Source organism: Vreelandella sp. F11 (assembly GCF_042466685.1).
Lineage (GTDB): Bacteria > Pseudomonadota > Gammaproteobacteria > Pseudomonadales > Halomonadaceae > Vreelandella.
Map to the genome: position 1 here is coordinate 616,810 of NZ_CP170448.1, position 17,296 is coordinate 634,105.

General features: G+C 57.6%; 16 protein-coding genes. 5 read left to right on the top strand and 11 right to left on the bottom strand.

Features of this window, described 5'->3' with window-relative positions:
- Positions 1-64: 64 nt before the first annotated feature.
- From sodC to ACFIOZ_RS02875, 8 genes are all read right to left on the bottom strand, one after another.
- Positions 65-601, bottom strand: coding sequence for a superoxide dismutase [Cu-Zn] SodC (sodC, locus tag ACFIOZ_RS02840; RefSeq protein WP_386082123.1), 537 nt, complete (start codon positions 599-601; stop codon positions 65-67).
- Positions 602-685: 84 nt separating this feature from the next.
- Entirely contained in the window at positions 686-1,855 is a 1,170-nt protein-coding gene (locus ACFIOZ_RS02845; RefSeq protein ID WP_386082125.1) for a M20 family metallopeptidase, read from the bottom strand.
- On the bottom strand, positions 1,840-3,261 hold the full coding sequence (locus tag ACFIOZ_RS02850) for a M20 family metallopeptidase (protein ID WP_386082126.1): 1,422 nt from the start codon (positions 3,259-3,261) through the stop codon (positions 1,840-1,842). Before ACFIOZ_RS02850 ends, ACFIOZ_RS02845 begins: the two co-directional genes overlap by 16 nt.
- A 39-nt stretch (positions 3,262-3,300) precedes the next feature.
- Positions 3,301-4,341 (bottom strand): ABC transporter ATP-binding protein, encoded by a 1,041-nt coding sequence (locus ACFIOZ_RS02855; protein WP_386082127.1) that lies wholly within the window; start codon positions 4,339-4,341, stop codon positions 3,301-3,303.
- Positions 4,338-5,387, bottom strand: coding sequence for an ABC transporter ATP-binding protein (locus ACFIOZ_RS02860; RefSeq protein ID WP_386082129.1), 1,050 nt, complete (start codon positions 5,385-5,387; stop codon positions 4,338-4,340). The genes ACFIOZ_RS02855 and ACFIOZ_RS02860 overlap by 4 nt, the downstream gene beginning before the upstream one ends.
- Positions 5,380-6,288: an ABC transporter permease gene (locus ACFIOZ_RS02865; RefSeq protein ID WP_386082130.1), complete on the bottom strand. Its 909-nt coding sequence runs from the start codon at positions 6,286-6,288 to the stop codon at positions 5,380-5,382. Before ACFIOZ_RS02865 ends, ACFIOZ_RS02860 begins: the two co-directional genes overlap by 8 nt.
- Positions 6,289-6,299: 11 nt before the next feature.
- Positions 6,300-7,217, bottom strand: a complete 918-nt coding sequence (locus ACFIOZ_RS02870; protein WP_386082132.1) for an ABC transporter permease — start codon at positions 7,215-7,217, stop codon at positions 6,300-6,302.
- 75 nt (positions 7,218-7,292) lie between these two features.
- Complete coding sequence (locus ACFIOZ_RS02875) at positions 7,293-8,810, bottom strand: ABC transporter substrate-binding protein (protein ID WP_386082134.1); 1,518 nt, start codon at positions 8,808-8,810, stop codon at positions 7,293-7,295.
- 194 nt (positions 8,811-9,004) lie between these two features.
- On the opposite strand from ACFIOZ_RS02875, the gene ACFIOZ_RS02880 reads away from it, so the two are divergent.
- From ACFIOZ_RS02880 to ACFIOZ_RS02900, 5 genes are all read left to right on the top strand, one after another.
- On the top strand, positions 9,005-9,967 hold the full coding sequence (locus ACFIOZ_RS02880) for a LysR family transcriptional regulator (RefSeq protein WP_386082135.1): 963 nt from the start codon (positions 9,005-9,007) through the stop codon (positions 9,965-9,967).
- 101 nt (positions 9,968-10,068) lie between these two features.
- Positions 10,069-10,842 carry a pseudouridine synthase gene (locus ACFIOZ_RS02885; RefSeq protein WP_386082137.1) on the top strand — a complete coding sequence of 258 codons (774 nt, stop codon included), beginning with the start codon at positions 10,069-10,071 and terminating at the stop codon, positions 10,840-10,842.
- Positions 10,843-10,853: 11 nt separating this feature from the next.
- A complete protein-coding gene (gene tcdA / locus ACFIOZ_RS02890) occupies positions 10,854-11,726 on the top strand; it encodes a tRNA cyclic N6-threonylcarbamoyladenosine(37) synthase TcdA (RefSeq protein WP_386082139.1) in 873 nt (290 codons plus the stop codon).
- Positions 11,723-11,941, top strand: a complete 219-nt coding sequence (locus ACFIOZ_RS02895) for a DUF1653 domain-containing protein (RefSeq protein ID WP_386082140.1) — start codon at positions 11,723-11,725, stop codon at positions 11,939-11,941. Before tcdA ends, ACFIOZ_RS02895 begins: the two co-directional genes overlap by 4 nt.
- Positions 11,942-11,968: 27 nt before the next feature.
- Positions 11,969-13,963 carry a RecQ family ATP-dependent DNA helicase gene (locus tag ACFIOZ_RS02900; protein WP_386082141.1) on the top strand — a complete coding sequence of 665 codons (1,995 nt, stop codon included), beginning with the start codon at positions 11,969-11,971 and terminating at the stop codon, positions 13,961-13,963.
- 9 nt (positions 13,964-13,972) lie between these two features.
- Here ACFIOZ_RS02900 and ACFIOZ_RS02905 read toward each other — a convergent pair whose 3' ends face one another.
- From ACFIOZ_RS02905 to ACFIOZ_RS02915, 3 genes are read right to left on the bottom strand one after another with little or no spacing between them, the layout of a single operon-like run.
- Positions 13,973-15,394, bottom strand: a complete 1,422-nt coding sequence (locus ACFIOZ_RS02905) for an FAD-dependent oxidoreductase (RefSeq protein ID WP_386082143.1) — start codon at positions 15,392-15,394, stop codon at positions 13,973-13,975.
- A complete protein-coding gene (locus tag ACFIOZ_RS02910; protein ID WP_386082144.1) occupies positions 15,394-16,326 on the bottom strand; it encodes a polysaccharide deacetylase family protein in 933 nt (310 codons plus the stop codon). The genes ACFIOZ_RS02905 and ACFIOZ_RS02910 overlap by 1 nt, the downstream gene beginning before the upstream one ends.
- Positions 16,327-16,330: 4 nt before the next feature.
- Entirely contained in the window at positions 16,331-17,284 is a 954-nt protein-coding gene (locus ACFIOZ_RS02915; RefSeq protein WP_386082145.1) for a polysaccharide deacetylase family protein, read from the bottom strand.
- Between the last annotated feature and the right edge of the window lie 12 nt (positions 17,285-17,296).

A 17,296-nucleotide genomic window follows, 5' to 3' on the forward strand; every position in this document is an offset into this window, starting at 1 on the left:
TTATCAGCGGCGTCTGACGTTGCGACCCCGTTTTTACCAATGAACTTTTTTTAAGTCTCACTCATTAAGATTCAACGACGCCGCAGGCCATCCGTGTGCCGCCGCCGCCCAGGTGGGGCTCATCTGTGTAGGTGTCGCCACCTTCATGAATCATGAGGCTGCGACCCGGCATATCTTCCATGCTCAAGCGTGGCGCCAAGACAGGAAGATTGGCCTCGCCCTCTTCATTAACGGTTAGTACAGGAAGGTCGCCCAAATGACCTTCGCCATAGGGGCCCTGGTGGGTGCCGGTCTCTTCGGGGTCATAGTGGCCACCTGCTGAAAGTGCAGCCGTCATTTCGCCACTATCATTCTCGGCAGGATCACAGCTGGCGTTTTGGTGAACGTGAAAACCGTAAACGCCGGACTCAAGATCCTTCAGCGAAGGCGTTAGCAATAAACCGTGATCCGTATGTTTAAGCGATACGGTGCCAATCGACTCTTCAACCCCTTCGGCGCTGACCTTATGCATCTCAACATCAAGCGTTTCATTGGCTTGTGCTGCTGCACTGACAAGCAGTAGCGAAGCGGCAAGAGCGGTAAGTGGTGTCGTATAGCGCATGTTGATCTCCTTCCAAATCCATGGAAACGCTGTGGTAGCGTTGCTTATTCAAGGTAGCTGGCAAGCCGTTACTTTGCCACCCGCCTAGCGAAGATCTGCTGAGATATGGTGTAAATTCAGTAAAGTAGCCGTCAGTGCTTGCGTCCGTGGCACCAGCGTATCGAGTAAGCAGTACTCCTCATCAGTATGCATCTTCGCCCCCACCGGGCCGAGGCCACACAGCGTGGGAATGCCCAAGCTGGCCGTCCAGCCCGCATCGGAACAGCCGCCGGTGAATTCACCATCAACAGCAAAACCAACGTTTTTAGCCTGAGATTGGTAAAGAGCAAACAGTTCGCTGCTCATACGCTCTTCGAGAGGGTAGAACTCCGATGTCTGCTCGATGGTGGCTAGCGTGCCGGGAATATCAGGTTCGGCGATTATCGCCTCAATGGCTTGATAAAGCTGGTCACGCTGGGCGGTGGTGACAAAGCGGGTATCCAGCTGTGCAGACGCAGAAGGCGCGACGGTGTTGCGTGATACCCCGCCGGTGATGGTGCCCACATTGGTGGTAATGCCTGCCTCGTAATCGGTCAACGCATGCAGTTTGATGATTTTATGGGCGAGCGCTTCGATGGCGCTGGCGCCATCAGCATGGCTAACGCCGGAGTGGGCGGCTTTGCCGGTGACGTTGATTAAAAAACCAGCGCCCCCTTTTCGGCCAGTGACCACATTGCCGCTGACGCGCCCAGGCTCGACGTTCAATACGGCACGTGCCCCCTGGGCGGTGGCTTCGATGAACGCCCGACCATCTGGCGAGCCAATCTCCTCATCGGCGGTAAATAGGGCGCGAACGGGCAGCGGGCAGTGGGGCAGGCGGCTTAACGCGCGTAGCACAAAGCAGTTCATCACCAGGCCGCTTTTCATATCGGCAACGCCAGGGCCAAAGCCAAGGTTCTCTTTTTGCGTATAGCCTCGGCTTGCCACGGTGCCGGTAGGAAAAACCGTATCCCGGTGGCCCATAAGTAGTGCATGACCTTGGCCAGCCTCACCCAGTTGAACCTCTAAAATATCGCCTGAGTCTGGGCGTTGATGGCGTATCACCGTGATGCCATCCTGCTCAAGCCACTGGGTAATCAGGTCAGCCACCTCATCGTTACCGGCTTTGTCGTAGCTATTGGAGTCGATATTGACCAGGGCCGCTAAGCAGTCAACCATTGCCTGCTGCTGCCCCTCCAGCCAATCACACGCTTGTTGTATTAGTGGCTCTTGCATGACGCTCGCTCCTTATGAATCTCTGCACCTTGGGCACTCAAATCCCAGAATAGACCTGCCATTAATATAAGCGCTTCTGAGGCAATGCTTCCCAACAGGTGTTCATCGGGGGCGTGTTGCGAACAGGAGGGGTAGGAGTGGGGAACCCATAGTGTGGGTAAGCCCAGCGTCTCGGCAAATACATCGTTGGGTAACGAGCCGCCCAGGTTAGGCAGTAGCGTGGGCGTTTTATGGGTCGATAGCTGCATCGAGGTTAACGCCCAGCTCACCCAGGGGTCTTCAGGATCAAGCCGAGTTGCATTCATCTGTGACATGCGCGCCGCGCTCACTTCAATATCGTGATAGCCGTGTTGATCCAGATGATGGCGTAAATGGGCTAGAAAGTTATCCTGGTCGCTGCCCACCACATAACGCAGCTGGCAGTGGGCGTAGGCGTGGGGTGGAATCGCATTGGCCGGGGCGTCCGGGTTGCCTGCCTTCATGGCGAGCACTTCTAGCGTGTTCCAGCCAAACAAGCGCTCTGCGGGGGATAGCCCTGGCTCCCCCCAGTCGGTATTGATGGCGGGGGCATTGTCACCGACGCCCACCTCGAGCAAGGCAAGCGCTTGGCGCACGGCGTCGGGGATTGGCGCTGGGCGTAACCCTTCAATCTGGATCACCCCATTGGCGTCTACCAAGGTGGCAATCGCATTGGTTAACCGCACGGCAGGGTTTTTGAGCACGCCGCCCCAGTTACCCGAGTGGTGTGCGCCTTCACGGGCCTGCAGCTTAAGGTCAAAATTGAAGGAGCCCCGTGAGCCTAAAAACAGGGTGGGGGCGTCAGCGTTCAAACGGGGGCCATCCGAACCAATAAACACATCGGCCGCTAACTGCTCTCGATAACGGTGGCAGACCTCTTTTAGCCCCGGTGAACCGGTCTCTTCACCCATCTCCAGCACCAGCTTCACGTTATAGCCCAGACGCCCGTCGTTGGCTTTTAGCACACAGCCCAGGGCGGCCAGATTAATCGTGTGCTGGCCTTTGTTATCGGCGGTGCCGCGCCCGTACCAGCGATCCCCCCGCTGGGTGATTTTCCAAGGTGACATCCCTTCGGCCCACTGGTCGTCATAGCCGCGTATCACATCGCCATGGCCGTAGGTTAATACGCTGAAGGCGGCCTCTGGCTCAACTCTTTGTGCGATTAGAAAGGGCCCAAAACCTTCCACTGGGTTATCGACAATCTCCCATGTGAAACCGAGCTGCTCAATGTCCGGAATAATCTGTTCAGTCAGGTAGCCATGCAGTTCCTCCTGCCTATTCGATTCCTGGCTTTCACTGCGGATGGCAATACGTGGGGCAAGCTGGTGATAAAACTCACCGCTATCAAAGTAGGCTTTGGCATTTTCCAGGGCGTGTTGACGCGACATAAGTACTCCTTTTTAACGTTAGGGATTCGTTAGCCGTCTTTAGGCACAATGGCAGGCGACACGTGCCGAGTGATCTTGATAAATGCCTTGATAAGTATCTTGAGAAGTACCTTGAGATGTATCTGGCGCACTGCTCTGAGCAATTGCACTCAGGGCGGGCGCCTGCTGGGCACACTCTGGCTGAGCCATTGGGCATCGGGGATGAAAGGCGCAGCCTGAAGGTGGCTGAGTGGGGTCGGGCTGGCCTGCACCAAGGCCGATATCAGGAACACCTAAGCCAGGTTCTGGGGTAAGCGCAGAGGCCAGCAGCGCTTGGGTGTAAGGGTGGCGGGGCGCAGTGAAGATTTGTTCCCGGGTGCCCTCTTCAACAATTTGCCCCAGGTACATCACCGCCAGCCGATCCGCCAAATGTTCCACCACGGCAAGGTCGTGACTAATAAACAGGTAGGTAAGGCCAAATTCATCTTTAAGGTCGAGCAGGAGATTGAGAATCTGGGCCTGAACCGACACGTCCAGTGCGGAAGTGGGTTCGTCACAAATCACCAGGTCAGGGCGCATAATCAGCGCTCTGGCAATCGCCACCCGCTGGCGCTGCCCGCCGGACATTTGCCCTGGGTATTGCTGGGCCGCGCGTTTGGGCAGCCCGACCATATCGAGCATCTCCTCGACCTTTACTGCCTGCTCCCTGAGGGTGCCAATGGCATGGATGCGCAGCGGCAGACCAACGATCTGGGCAATCCGCTGGCGGGGGTTAAGTGACGAGTAAGGATCCTGGAAAATCGGCTGTATACGCCGGGCCAGTGCCTTTTGGTTAGCGTTAACAATCGCTTTGCCATTGATCAGCACATCGCCTGCGCTAGGGGGCGTCAGCCCAAGCAGCATTTTGGCCAGGGTGCTTTTACCGCAGCCTGATTCGCCCACCAGCCCCATCACCTGACCGCGGGGAACGCGCAGCGATACATCGTTGACGGCTTTTAAGGTTTGGCTTTTATGCAGCATGCCGCCGCCCAGTTTGAATGTTTTGGACAGCGCGCAGAGCTCCAGGGCAAGCGGGTCAAGATGGTTTGCGGCACTGCTCATAGCGTTACCTCCTGAGCGTTTATCGCTGCCGGGTTGGCTAACTGATGGGCAAAGTGGCAGCGCGATAGGTGTCCGTCGGCGACGGTTTGTAAGGGTGGAGTGGAGTGACAACGCTCATCCGCTTGGTCGCAGCGATTACAGAAGGCGCAGCCCTCGACCTTGTCTACCAAGCTGGGTACCACCCCCGGAATGGCCTGCAGGCGGCTGCCCGGCAACGTTTTACCGGGTGTCGGTATACAGCGCAGTAACCCTTGGGTATAGGGGTGGCTGGGAGTGTGAAAAAGCGCCTGGGCAGAGGCGGTTTCAATCACTTCACCGGCATACATTACAGCGACCCGATCGGCGATGCGCGCCACAACACCCAGGTCGTGAGTGATGAAGATAACCGCGGTACCAAACTCCTGCTGCAAGTCGCGTAGCAGGTGCAGAATTTGTGCTTGAATGGTGACGTCGAGTGCCGTGGTAGGCTCATCGGCGATGATCAGGTCGGGTTCACACATCAGCGCCATGGCGATCATCACCCGCTGTCGCAGCCCGCCCGAAAGTTGGTGAGGGTATTGGTGCATACGCTCTTCGGCGGCGCTGATACCCACCCGCTTGAGTAAATAGAGCGCACGGTCGTGGGCCGCTTTACGCGATACCCGCTGATGACGGCGCAACGCTTCGCAGAGTTGATTGCCCAGGGTGTAGGCGGGATTGAGAGCCGTCATCGGCTCTTGGAAAATCATCGCCATGCGCGCACCGCGCAGGTTGCTGCGTTCGTGCTCAGACACCGTGAGCAGATCAACGCCGTCAAAGTTGAGGCACTCGGCATTCACCTGCGCCTTATGTGGCAGCAGGCCCATTAATGCCAACGAGGTCATGGATTTACCACACCCAGACTCGCCTACCAGGCAGAGCATTTCGCCGCGCTCAACGTGAAAATCGATGCCCCGCACGGCGTGAAGCGTGCCTTTGGCTACCGGTAAGTCGACACTTAGCTGTTTTACGCTGAGTAGCGGTGGGGCTGGCGCTGTTGAACGCTCAACGGATGATTGATTACTCATTGCGGCCTCCTGGCGCGCTTAGGTCGCGCAGCCCATCACCTAGCAGGTTAATTGCCAGCACCAGCACAAACAGGGCGCTGCCGGGAATCGTAATGACCCAGGGCTGAAAGAACATATAGGCTTTGCCTTCGGCGATCATCAGCCCCCAAGAGGGCGAGGGTGGCTGCACACCCATGCCCAGAAACGACAGCGTCGCTTCGAGCAAAATGGCGTTGGCGACTTCCAGGGTGGCCACCACAATGAGGGCGCCGGCAATATTGGGCAGCACTTCGCGCAGCAGAATGTAGTGCAGGGGGCAGCCCAATGCCTGGGCGGCTTGGACGTACTCGGCGTCACGCAGTTGCTGGGTGGCTGAGCGGGCAACGACGGCGAAGCGATCCCAAAGCAGTAGGCCGAGCAGTAGGGTGACGGTCAGCATTGAGCCGCCTATTAACGAGGCCATGGCCAGTGCCACTAACACCACCGGCATGGCCAGACGGGTGGTGAGCAGATAACTCACGACCGCATCAACGCGGCCACCAAAGTAGCCCGCCAACACGCCCAAGGTGGTACCAATCAACCCTGAAATCAGCGCGACCACTATGCCGATAAAGAGTGAAATGCGGGTGCCATAAATCAGTCGGCTGAGGTAGTCGCGGCCGAGGCGATCAGTGCCTAACGGGTGTGTCCAACTCCCCGTTTCGTGCCAAAAAGGGGGCACCATGCGGTTTGCGGTGTTCTGTAAATAAGGATCATGAGGGGCCAGCCAAGGTGCCAGGAGCGCAACGATCCCCAAGGACGTAATGATCAATAATCCGATCGCCAAGCTGCGGTTGTTGAGCGTGCTGTGAAGCAGGCGTGACGGCCAGTTAGCGGCCAACGGTTGTTGTGCGACCACCTGTGATGAAAGGATATTTGCCATGGTGTTCTCCGTTAGCGCGCGCGCAGGCGGGGGTCGAGGACGGCGTTGAGAATGTCGGCCAGCAGCGTCAATACGATATAAAACAGCGCAATGATCAGAACGATGGCCTGCACCACTGGATAGTCGTTGCGGGAAATAGCGTTCCAGGCCAGTTGTCCTAGTCCGCGCAGCGAAAAGACGGTCTCGATAACCACCGAACCGCCGAGCATAAATCCCAGCTCCACGGCGGCCAGCGCTACCACCGGAATCACCGCATTACGTAGCGCGTGTTTGAAAATCACCGTGCCGGTGCGCAGCCCCTTGGCGCGGGCGGTGCGAATGTAGTCTGCTTCCAGCACTTCCAGCATGCCGCTGCGGGTTAGTCGCATCATGGCGGGGGTGGCGTAGTAGCCCAGCGCAACGGCGGGCAGCACAAAGCCTTGCCAGCTATCGCTACCTGCGGCAGGAAACCACTGCAGTTTGACGGCAAACAGGATGATCAGCGTTAAGCCAAACCAGAAGTTGGGCATTGCCTGGCCGGTGACCGCAATCGCCATGGCCATGCGGTCTATCCAGCTGCCACGTTTGAGCGCGGCCACTACACCGAGTGGAATAGACACGAAAAGGGCGATCGCCAAGGACATCACTCCCAGGGTCATGGTCACCGGTAAGCGCTCGACCACCAGATCCATCACATCGCTCTGGTAGTAGTAAGAGCGCCCAAAGTCGAGCTGCACCGCTCCCCATAGCCATGTCGTAAATTGCTCGATTACCGGGCGATCCAGACCATAATCCGTTCTGATTTGCTCAACCTGCTCTGCGGTAGCTTCGGGGCCGCCAATGGAGAGCGCCAAGTCCCCCGAGAGCTGCAGCAGACTAAAGCAGAGCACCGAAATGGTGAACGCGACGCTAAGGGCTATCAGCGTCCGCTTGAAAACAAATGCCCACATAAAGCATCACTCCCGCGCTGTGGTAAGCGAGCCGTGGGAAGAACCACGGCTGCCACTAGTTCAAACGTCACGCCGTTACTTCCAGCTTGCTTCGTAGAAACGGGGAAGTTCGTCTGGGTAGGCGGTGAAATCGAGATCAGCGGTGTGAGCGTAATAGGTGGAGTAGGAGAATAGCGGCGCCCAGTACGCTTGCTCGGAGATGCGGGCGAGCGCTTTTTGGTAGTGCTCTAAGCGCACATCAGGATCTACCGAAGTATCGGCGGTCTGAAGCCACTCTTGCACCTGGCTGTCTTGCCAGAGATCGTCAATACCGCCTGTGAAATAGACGCTGACGAAGGCCGAGACATCGTTAATAGAGAATGAGCCCCAAGCTTTAAACGACATATCGGTTTGACCGTTGCGCTGAAGCTCCAGTAGCGCGGGGGAGGTCATAAAGCGCAGATTGGCATTAATGCCCACTGCACGCAGGTCGCCAATCATCGCTTCGGCGTAATCGCGTTCCCGGTAGGCGTGAAGGTCAATATCAAAGCCATCGGCGTAACCCGCTTCGGCGAGCAGTTCACGGGCTTTTTCAGGGTCATACTCATACTCAATGACGTCTTGTGTTTCACAGCCGAACTGAGTGGGAAAGCAGGGGGCGTAGAGGGCCTGGCTGCCGCCGCGTACTAGATCATTAGCGAGGCCTTCCCGGTTCATGGCGTGGTTAATGGCTTGGCGCACGCGAATATCATGTAACGGCGACTCTTCTCGGCTCGCTGAGTCCAGGCCGATATAGCCTACGCGCATGGTTTCACCGCCTAACACACTTAGCTGTGGCATAGCGCTTAACGACTCAGCTTGATCCGACGGTACGCGCCAGATCCAATCCACTTGACCGGACATTAACTGCGCCATACGTGAGTCCGCATCGGCAATCGCCTTGAACTCGATATTGGCGATCTCCGGCTGACCAATGGGGCTATCGGCAAAGTAGTTATCAAAGCGCGTTAGGCTGACGCCATCCCCAGGGCGGACGTTGGTAATCCGGTAAGGGCCGGTGCCCACTGGCTCACGGCTAAAGCCCTCTATACCGACTTCCTGGAAATACTCATCGGGATAAATCGGCATTGGGCCGGAAAGGTACTCAAGGGCGGCGGGGAAAGGCTCTTTTAGGTGAATGCGGACTTGATAATCATCAAGCTTTTCAACGCTTTCGATCCAATCCACATTTTGACGTGTCACCACCCGTGATTCGGGGGAGACTGCATAGTTGAAGGTGAATGCTACATCGTCGGCATTGAAGGTCTCGCCATTGTGAAAGGTCACGCCTTCGCGCAGCACAAGATCCAGGCTTTTATCATCGGCCCACTCCCATTCGGTTGCCAGGCGCGGTTCGTACTCGTTGGTTTGCGGGTTGCGATAGATCAACGTGTCCCAGGCCAAATGGGCAAGAATAACCCCTTCACGCAGATTGTTGTGGTAGGGGCTGACGTTTTCAGGTTCGCTGTCAGATGCATAAACCAGGGTATCGTTGGCCTTATCAGCTATTGCGGGTGTCGCGATGCTGAGTAAAGCAAGTGACGTAACGCTGTAGAGAGTTCTAGGTGTTTGCATGCCATACCTCGTTTTTTTAATAAAGGAAGGTTATGAGCGTTTGGCGTACCAGCGGCGCTTTTATTGTTAAATGAGAGTGCTGTTCAATGAGCCGCCTTGAATTAAAACTAAGCTATTGATTAGGTATGCCACCAGTGCAATGTTTAGAATTTATCATTGCCGTTTTGGCAATCCTTATGGTGGAGGGGGATACGATGAACCCACGGGTGCTGCAAGAAACGGCGCTGCGCTATTTTTTAGAAGTGGTGCGCTGTGGCTCCATAAGCGAAGCCTCGGGGAAGCTTAATGTGGCCCCCTCGGCGATCAGTCGACAAATTGCACGGCTGGAGAGTGAACTAGATACGCTACTGTTTGAGCGACGCGCGAGAGGCATGGTGCCCAGTGCCGCGGGGGAGCTGTTGGCGGTGCATGCGCGGCATATGCAGCTTGAAGCCGACCGGATTGGCAGTGAAATGCTGGCACTGCGTGGCTTACAGCGGGGAAAGGTGCGTCTCGCCAGTTCAGAAGGCTTCGCAGTGGATTTTTTACCTGCGGCAATCGCAGCCTTTCGCGAGCGCTATAGCGGTATTCATTTTCACTTGACGGTGGGGCCGCCTGCGGAAGCGACGCGTCATGTGCGAGAGGGGGAAGCGGATATAGGCATAACCTTCAGCCTCAAACCAGAAGCCGATATCAATGTTGCGCTTAGACAGCCCGCACCGATCATGGCGCTTGTCGCTACTCACCATGAGTTAGCCACTAAGCAGTCTATTTCGCTAGCGCAATTACAGCGTTACCCATTGGCGTTACCTTCACCAGAGACAACGCTGCGTCAGCTGTTTGATATCTGCTGTAGCCGCCAAAATTTAGCGTTTGAATCCATTTTTAGCAGCGATTACACCGAGGCACTGATTAACTTTGCCATGCTGGGGGGAGGAGTGGCGCTTGCTGGTGAGATTTCCGTTCGTTATCGAATTCAGCAACAGCGTGTGGTCGCTATTCCTATCCGCGACCAGGGCATGGACTCGCGTTTTATCGAAGTCCAAACCCTGGCTAAACGCACTTTGCCGCGAGCCACCCAGGCGTTCTTGGCGTTTATCAAGGAGCATATCCCCACTGGGCAATTGCCGCTTTCTCCTGCTCCGCCCGCGTTACCTGCTGACCAAATGCCTTCTTAGCAAACGCTGGGGGTGAATAGCGTATTGTGCGGATGACATCTCACGGCCAAGCCGCGACAATAGCGCCCTGTTTAGATTGTTAGCTTTTACCCGGGAGCGTTATGACGCCACTCAATATCCTCTATCAGGATGAGCATCTGGTTGCGGTACACAAGCCAGCTGGGCTACTAGTACACCGCTCGCCGCTGGCCCGTGGCGAAACTGAGTTTCTGCTTCAGCGTTTGCGCGACCAGCTTGGTAAACGGATATACCCAGTTCATCGGCTGGATCGACCTACTTCTGGAGTGATCGTGTTTGCGCTCTCTTCAACGGTTGCCGGGTTGCTCAGCGAAGCCTTTAGCGAGCGTCACGTAGAAAAGCGTTATCTGGCGGTGGTGCGCGGTAAAGCGCCGGAGAGTGAACGATTGGATTACCCGCTGCGGGAAGAGGATGGCACGCGGCCTAAGGCGGAAATGCCCGCCATGCCAGCGATGACCGATATTCGCCGCCTGGATAGTGTGGAGCTGCCGGTGCAGGTCGACCGCTACCCGGTGGCGCGTTACTCATTGGTGGAGGCGCGGCCGCTAACCGGGCGGCGCCACCAGATTCGCCGCCACCTGTCCCGGCGTGGTTACCCGATTATTGGCGATGCAAAGCATGGTAAAAGTGTTCATAACCGCTTCTTTGCAGAGCAGATGGGGGCGCCGCGCTTACTGCTGGCCGCGACCTATTTGGCCTTTGACCATCCGCTGTTAGACAAGCGCGTGCAGTTGAGCTGCGCTTTGGATGAGACCATGATTGCGCTGTTTAATCAGCTTGGTTGGGCAGGACATTTGCCGATGGACAGCGTGCGTACCCCGCCCCAGAAAACGCCTTCAGCCCTCCAAGCGCTATAAGTGAGTCTGCTATGTCCTCAACTGTGTCATTGACCTCGTCATCTGCTGCCACTGCCGACACATCAAGTGACTATGAGTTTCGTTTTGGCGGTATTCGCCGCCTTTACGGCCAGCGTGCTGCCGATGCATTTCGTCATGCCCATGTGGTGGTGGTCGGTGTGGGCGGAGTGGGGAGCTGGACAGTGGAAGCGCTGGCGCGCTCGGGCATTGGTAAACTGACGCTAATCGATTTAGACGATGTCTGCGTTTCTAACGTCAATCGCCAGCTCCACGCTCTGGATGGCACTATTGGTCAGCCCAAGGTAGAAGTGCTTGCTGCGCGCTGCCGTTTGATTGCCCCAGAGATGGAGATCATCGCCGACAGCGCTTTCGTCACGCCCACCAACTTGGGCGAGCGGATTCCTGATGACGCCGACCATGTGGTGGATGCTATCGACAGCGTCATTGCCAAGGCCGCGCTAATCGCCTGGTGCAAGCGGCGCAAAATACCCATTACCGTCACCGGCGCGGCGGGTGGGCAGACCGACCCGACGCGTATTCAGGTTGCCGATCTCACCCGCACCGAGCACGACCCGCTGTTATCCAAGGTGCGCTCGCGGCTGCGCCGGGACTACGGCTTCTCCCGTAACCCCAAGCGGCGCTTCTCGGTAGAGTGCGTCTACTCCGATGAACAACTGATCTATCCCAGCGGTGATGGCGAAGTGTGCCTGCAAAAGCCCGGCAGCGGTGACGCCACGCGACTGGACTGCGCCTCTGGCTTTGGCGCCGCCACTTTTCTGACCGGCACCTTTGGCTTTGTGGCTGCCTCAAAAGTGCTGGAACGCCTGGCCAAGAGAGCCAACCAGCCTGCCGCCGCAAACGCCACTCAAGAGGAAACCGAATGACCGCGCCCGTTCCCGGTATTTACCGCCACTACAAAGGCAGCCTCTACGAAGTACTCGGCACTGCTCAGCACAGCGAAAGCGAAGAGCATGTAGTGGTCTATCGCGCCCTCTACGGCGAATATGGCCTATGGGTGCGCCCGCTCGACATGTTCGTTGAGACGGTCACTAAAGAGGGGCTCACTCAGCCGCGCTTTGCGCTTGAGAAGGCGTTTTAACCTGAGTTTCGTTAACACGGAGAGCTTATGACCCCTACATCAGCCCAGCAAACGCTGAAAGACGTATTCGGTTTTGACGACTTTCGTGGCGGCCAGCAGGCGGTGGTGACCAGGGTGTTGGATGGCCACTCCACGGCGGCAATTTTTGCCACTGGTGCGGGGAAGTCGCTTTGCTACCAGCTCCCGGCGCTGCATCTGCCGCATCTCACCCTGGTGGTGTCGCCGCTGCTGGCGCTGATGCAGGATCAGCTCTCTTTTCTAATCCGCCATGGCGTGGCTGCCGCCAGCATTGATTCCACTCAAGACCGCGAAACGACACGCGATGTCATGGAGCGCGCCAAAAGCGGTGAGCTGAAAATCCTGATGATCTCGGTGGAGCGGCTTAAGAACGAACGTTTTCGCCACTTTCTACGCCAGGTTCAGATATCGCTACTGGTAGTCGATGAAGCCCACTGCCTCTCCGAGTGGGGGCATAATTTCCGCCCCGATTACCTCAAGTTGCCGGACTACCAGCGCGACTTCGCTATTCCCCAGGTGCTGCTGCTTACCGCCACGGCAACGCCGACGGTGATTGCCGATATGGGTGAGAAGTTTGCTATCGCGCCCGAGAACGTTATCACTACCGGCTTTTACCGCCCCAATCTTGAGCTGCTGGTGGCGCCCGCCATGGAGGATCGCCAACAGCAGTTGATTGAGTGGCTGAAGCCGCAGATGCAGCCGGGGCGCGCAGCACCAACGATTATCTATGTCACCTTGCAGCAAACCGCCGAGCGAGTGGCGAAAGGGTTGGTGGCCCAGGGCATTGCGGCCCAGGCCTACCACGCCGGGTTAGATTCACAACGGCGGGATGAGATCCAGCGCCAGTTTATGGGCGGTGAGTCGCCCTGCATTGTGGCGACTATCGCCTTTGGGATGGGCATCGATAAGGGCGATATTCGCAACGTGGTGCACTATGACCTGCCCAAATCCATCGAGAACTACAGCCAGGAGATCGGACGGGCGGGTCGCGACGGCCTGCCTTCCACCTGCCTGACCATGGCCGGGCGGGATGGCCTGCGGGTGTTGGAAAACTTCGTTTACGGTGATACCCCCGAGTACGCAGGCATCTATCGCTTGCTGGGAGAGATCGCTGCGGCGGGCAATGCACCGGATCGCCAGTGGGAGGTGCTGCTCAACACGCTTTCCCGAGATACCAATATCCGCCCGCTGCCGCTGAAAACGCTGCTGGTGCGGCTGGAGATGCAGGGCATTATCGCCCCGCGCTTTGCGTTTCTCGCCGAGTATCGGCTGCGCTATCACATCGAACCAGAGGCCCTGGTGGATCGCTTTCAAGGCGAGCGGGCGGCCTTTGTGCGTTTGTTGGTCGATAACATTCCCATCGCCCGTACCTGGGGAACGGTGGACTTTGAGCGTTTGCACAGTGCGGGGCAGGCCCAGCAGATCGACGCTTCCCGTGCCCGAGTGATCACTGCCCTAGAGTACTTTCAGGACAAAGGCTGGCTGACCCTGGAAGGCAAGCGGATGACCGATGTTTACGAGGTGTGTTATGCCAGTTTTGCTATTGAAACGCTGGCGAGCCAGCTGTATGAAGACTGCCTAAAGCGTGAACGTGTTGAGATCGAGCGGCTTCAGGCCATGCTGGCGCTGTTTGAGTCGGAGAGCTGCCTAACACGGCGGCTGGCCGAGCACTTTGGCGATAGCACGTTTAATGCCCCCCTTCAGAGTGAGGAGGGCCGCTGTGGCCACTGCTCGGTATGTTACGGCCACCCGGTAAAACTACCGGATGCACCTCCACAACCCGAATTAACGGCGGCTGATTTTCAACGCTACGCAACGCCGCTGATTGAGCGCCACACCGAACAGTTTGGCCAGCCACCTAATGCACAGCGGCTGGCGCACTTCCTGTGCGGTTTAACCATGCCGATCTTCACCCCACTCAAAGCCCGCAGTCTTAATGGCTTCGCGGTCTTTGAGCAGCGCGCCTATCCTGAAGTGCGCCAGTGGGCGGAGGCAATGCTGTAGCGAGTAGCCCTAGGGCAATACTGCTGAACTGAGCTTCAAATGAAGCAGCTCAGCGGCACTTCTGCCCGCTACAGCCCCCAGCACCACAGCGCTCAGCAGCCCATTGCCCGAAAGGTAGCCGCTGTCGTTGGAGCCTGAAACACCGCGAGCAGCACCGCCTGCGGCGAATATGTTGGGCAGCGCCTGGCCTTGGGTATTGAGTACTCGTGCGGTGCGATTTACCTCTAAACCACCCTGGGTATGAAACAGCGCGCCGGTCACACGAATAGCGTAGTAGGGTGGCTTGAGTAGGTTCACCGCCTCAAAACGGCGGCCAAACGCATCCGCCGTTTGCTGTTCGGCATGCTGCTGCATCGTTGTGAAAGTAGCCTGCAGTGTGGCGAGTGGCAGGCTCAAGCCAGTCGCCATCTCTTCAAGGCTGGCAAAGCTTCGCACCGCGCCGCTCTCCTGGGCATTACGGTAATCCTCAAACGCCTGGGCTGACTCATGAATGCGGGCGTCATAAAGGTTCCAGGCAATTTGTTCTGGCTGGGCCAAGACCTTGGCCGCCTGTTCCGAGTAACCGCCATGCTCGTTGGAGAAGCGCTCGCCGTTTAGATTGACCTGAATGCCGCCCTGCATCATCAGCGCCCAGCTAATCAAAATCTGATGGGGCGTCGCCAGCGAGCCGTGGCCCTGGCAGGCGCCCAAGTCTTTGGTACTGGCGCCCATGGCTTGACCCCACAGCAGCGCATCACCTTGATTGCCTTCATGGCCGTAGTAGAGCGCGTGCTTGAGTGTGGGCAGGTAGCGCTCCACCAGGTCAACGTTACCGCCGTAGCCGTTGCAGGCCAGAATCAACGCATCGCAGCCGATGCTTTCGCGGCTGCCATCTGGGCGCTCCAGAGTGACACCTCTTACGCGCTGGGTGTTATCCACGTGCAAATCCACTACCCGTGCCTGGGTCAGAATATCAATGCCTGCCGCTTCGGCAGCATTGAGCAGCGCACCCATCAGCTCTTCGCCGGTGCGCCGTGGCGTGGCGTGCATGCGCAGATGGCGGTGGCCTGGGTAGAGAAAGCCTTCTACCAGCTCAAAGGGCACGCCGTGTTGATCCGCTAGCCACTCAATGGTTTGGCCAGATTGACTGGCGAGTAGCTCAACGATCGCCGGGTCTGCCTCATGCCCATTTTTCTTCTGGATATCTTCCGCCATAGCCTCAGCAGAGTCAGTGACACCTAGCGCATGCTGAAAACGTGTATTGGCAGCGGGAATAAAGCTTGAAGACATCGCGGTGCTGCCACGTGGGAGCGCGTCGCGCTCCAAAACGGCAAGTTCAACACCGGCTTCCTGGGCAGCCAGTGCGGCGACTAAGCCACAGGCGCCCGCGCCAATAATCAGCAGCGGTAGGTGGGCATCAAAGCTGTCGTTGTTATAGGGAAGTATCGCCATTACGCCTGCTCCGCTGCATGATGAAATGCATCAAGAATCTCGCCTGCCGGGGCCTGCCATACCTCAGAGTGGCCACTGATATGGGCCAGCACTTCTTCCAAACAGGCAATGCGGTGGGGCTGGCCCACCAGCCAGGGGTGCAGGTTTAGGGCAAACAGGCGGCCACCCTGTTCGCGGGACTCTTTGAGCAGAAAATCGAAGGCGTCTTTTACCTGGGTTACCCAGGAGTCTTCCGAGTGCAGGTTCTGGCCAATCACAAACTGGTCTTCGATCTCAGTGGCCAATGGCATCATGGATAGGCTGCCCTCCGTAGTGCTGCAAACATAGGGCATATCGTCGTTGACCCAGTCGGCGCAGTACTCAATGCCGTTTTCTGCTAGCAGGTCAGGGGTGTTGAAGCTCTGGTGTTTGGCCGGGCTTAGCCAGCCGCGAACAGGCTGGCCGGTAACGCGCCGCAGGGTCTCAACGGAGCGCTTGACCAGCTCGGCCTCCTCTTCAATCGGCTGGCCGCCGTAGTGTAGATGATCCATATTCCAGCCGTGGGCGATAAATTCACCGCCATGCTCTTTCAAGCGCTGCACCAAATAGGGCGTCTGCTCCGCCAACTGCGCGTTGATCGCGAAGGTGGGCGTGATGTTGTGCACCGCCAGCGCTTTGAGCACGCGATAGATTCCCACTCGGTTGCCGTAATCCCGCAGCGAGAAGTGGCGCAGGTCCGGGTAGGGCATGGTCATGCCGTTAGGCACTTTAAACGGCTTGCCGCGCTGGTTAAGCGGGTAGAACTGCAGCGAGATATTGATCCATACCGCCAGGGTTTTGCCCTCGGGCCAGGTGACCGGTGGGCGTTCGCTCAGCATCGACCACGCATAGCGCTCATGGTCGTAGCCGTGGCGGCGTAAAGGGTAGTCGAGATAGTCATCATTAAGCGCCATAGCGTTACCCCTGTTTGCCTGGAGTGGCGGCCTGGGCCGCGATACTGTCGAGTGCGGCGTCGTAATAGTTGGCCAGATAGTAGTCGGCAATCTCGCGGCCGGTGGCGACCCACACATCCGGATGGCCGGTAATGTACTCAAGCGCCTCTTCAAACGCCTTGATCCGGTGCGGACAGCTCACCTGATAGTTGTGAGTAGGGATGCACATGACGGTGCCGGACTCGGCGCCTTCGGCATATAGACGGTCAAAGTGGCGCTTGAGCATGGTGGCGTACTGGCGCGGCTCTACCTTGTTCACGGCGTAGACGATGGTGTCGTTCATCTCCAGCGAGTAGGGCATGGAGATAAACCGCTTGCCGGAGCGCACGCTGATTGGCGTAGGCTGGTCATCGTGGAATAGATCACAGGTGTAAATCCCGCCTTTGTCGCCGAATAACTCTTCACCTACCTCGGCAAACAGATCCAGGGTGCGCTCCGAGTGGGAGAGCGCAGGGGCCAGATAGCCCGCGCAGGTCTGGCCGGTGTGGCGGTGAATGGTTTCCATACTGTCACGGATCATCGCCCGCTCTTGGGCTTCGCTGAGGCCGTAGGTGTAGCGGGTGTTGTAGATGCCGTGGCTGAAGAACTCCCAGTCGCGCTCTTTGCACATCTGGATAATCTCGGGGTGGTGCTCGCAGAGCGCCACGGAAAGCGACACCGAGCCGCGAATGCCGTACTTCTCCAGCAGGGCCATTTGACGCTGGTGGCCAACCCGGTTGCCGTAATCGCGAATGCTGTAGCCGGGCACCGATGGGTGCGGATGCGGCCAGGGACTACGCTGTGGATTCTGCGGGGGATCAAGCTCGTAGTATTCGATATTGGGTGCGACCCAAAAGGCCACCTTGGCGCCCCCGGGCCACTCGATTTTGGGCCGCTGGTCGTAGGCCCAGTAGTCGTAAACGCCTAATGACTCTTTCATAACCGGCTCCTC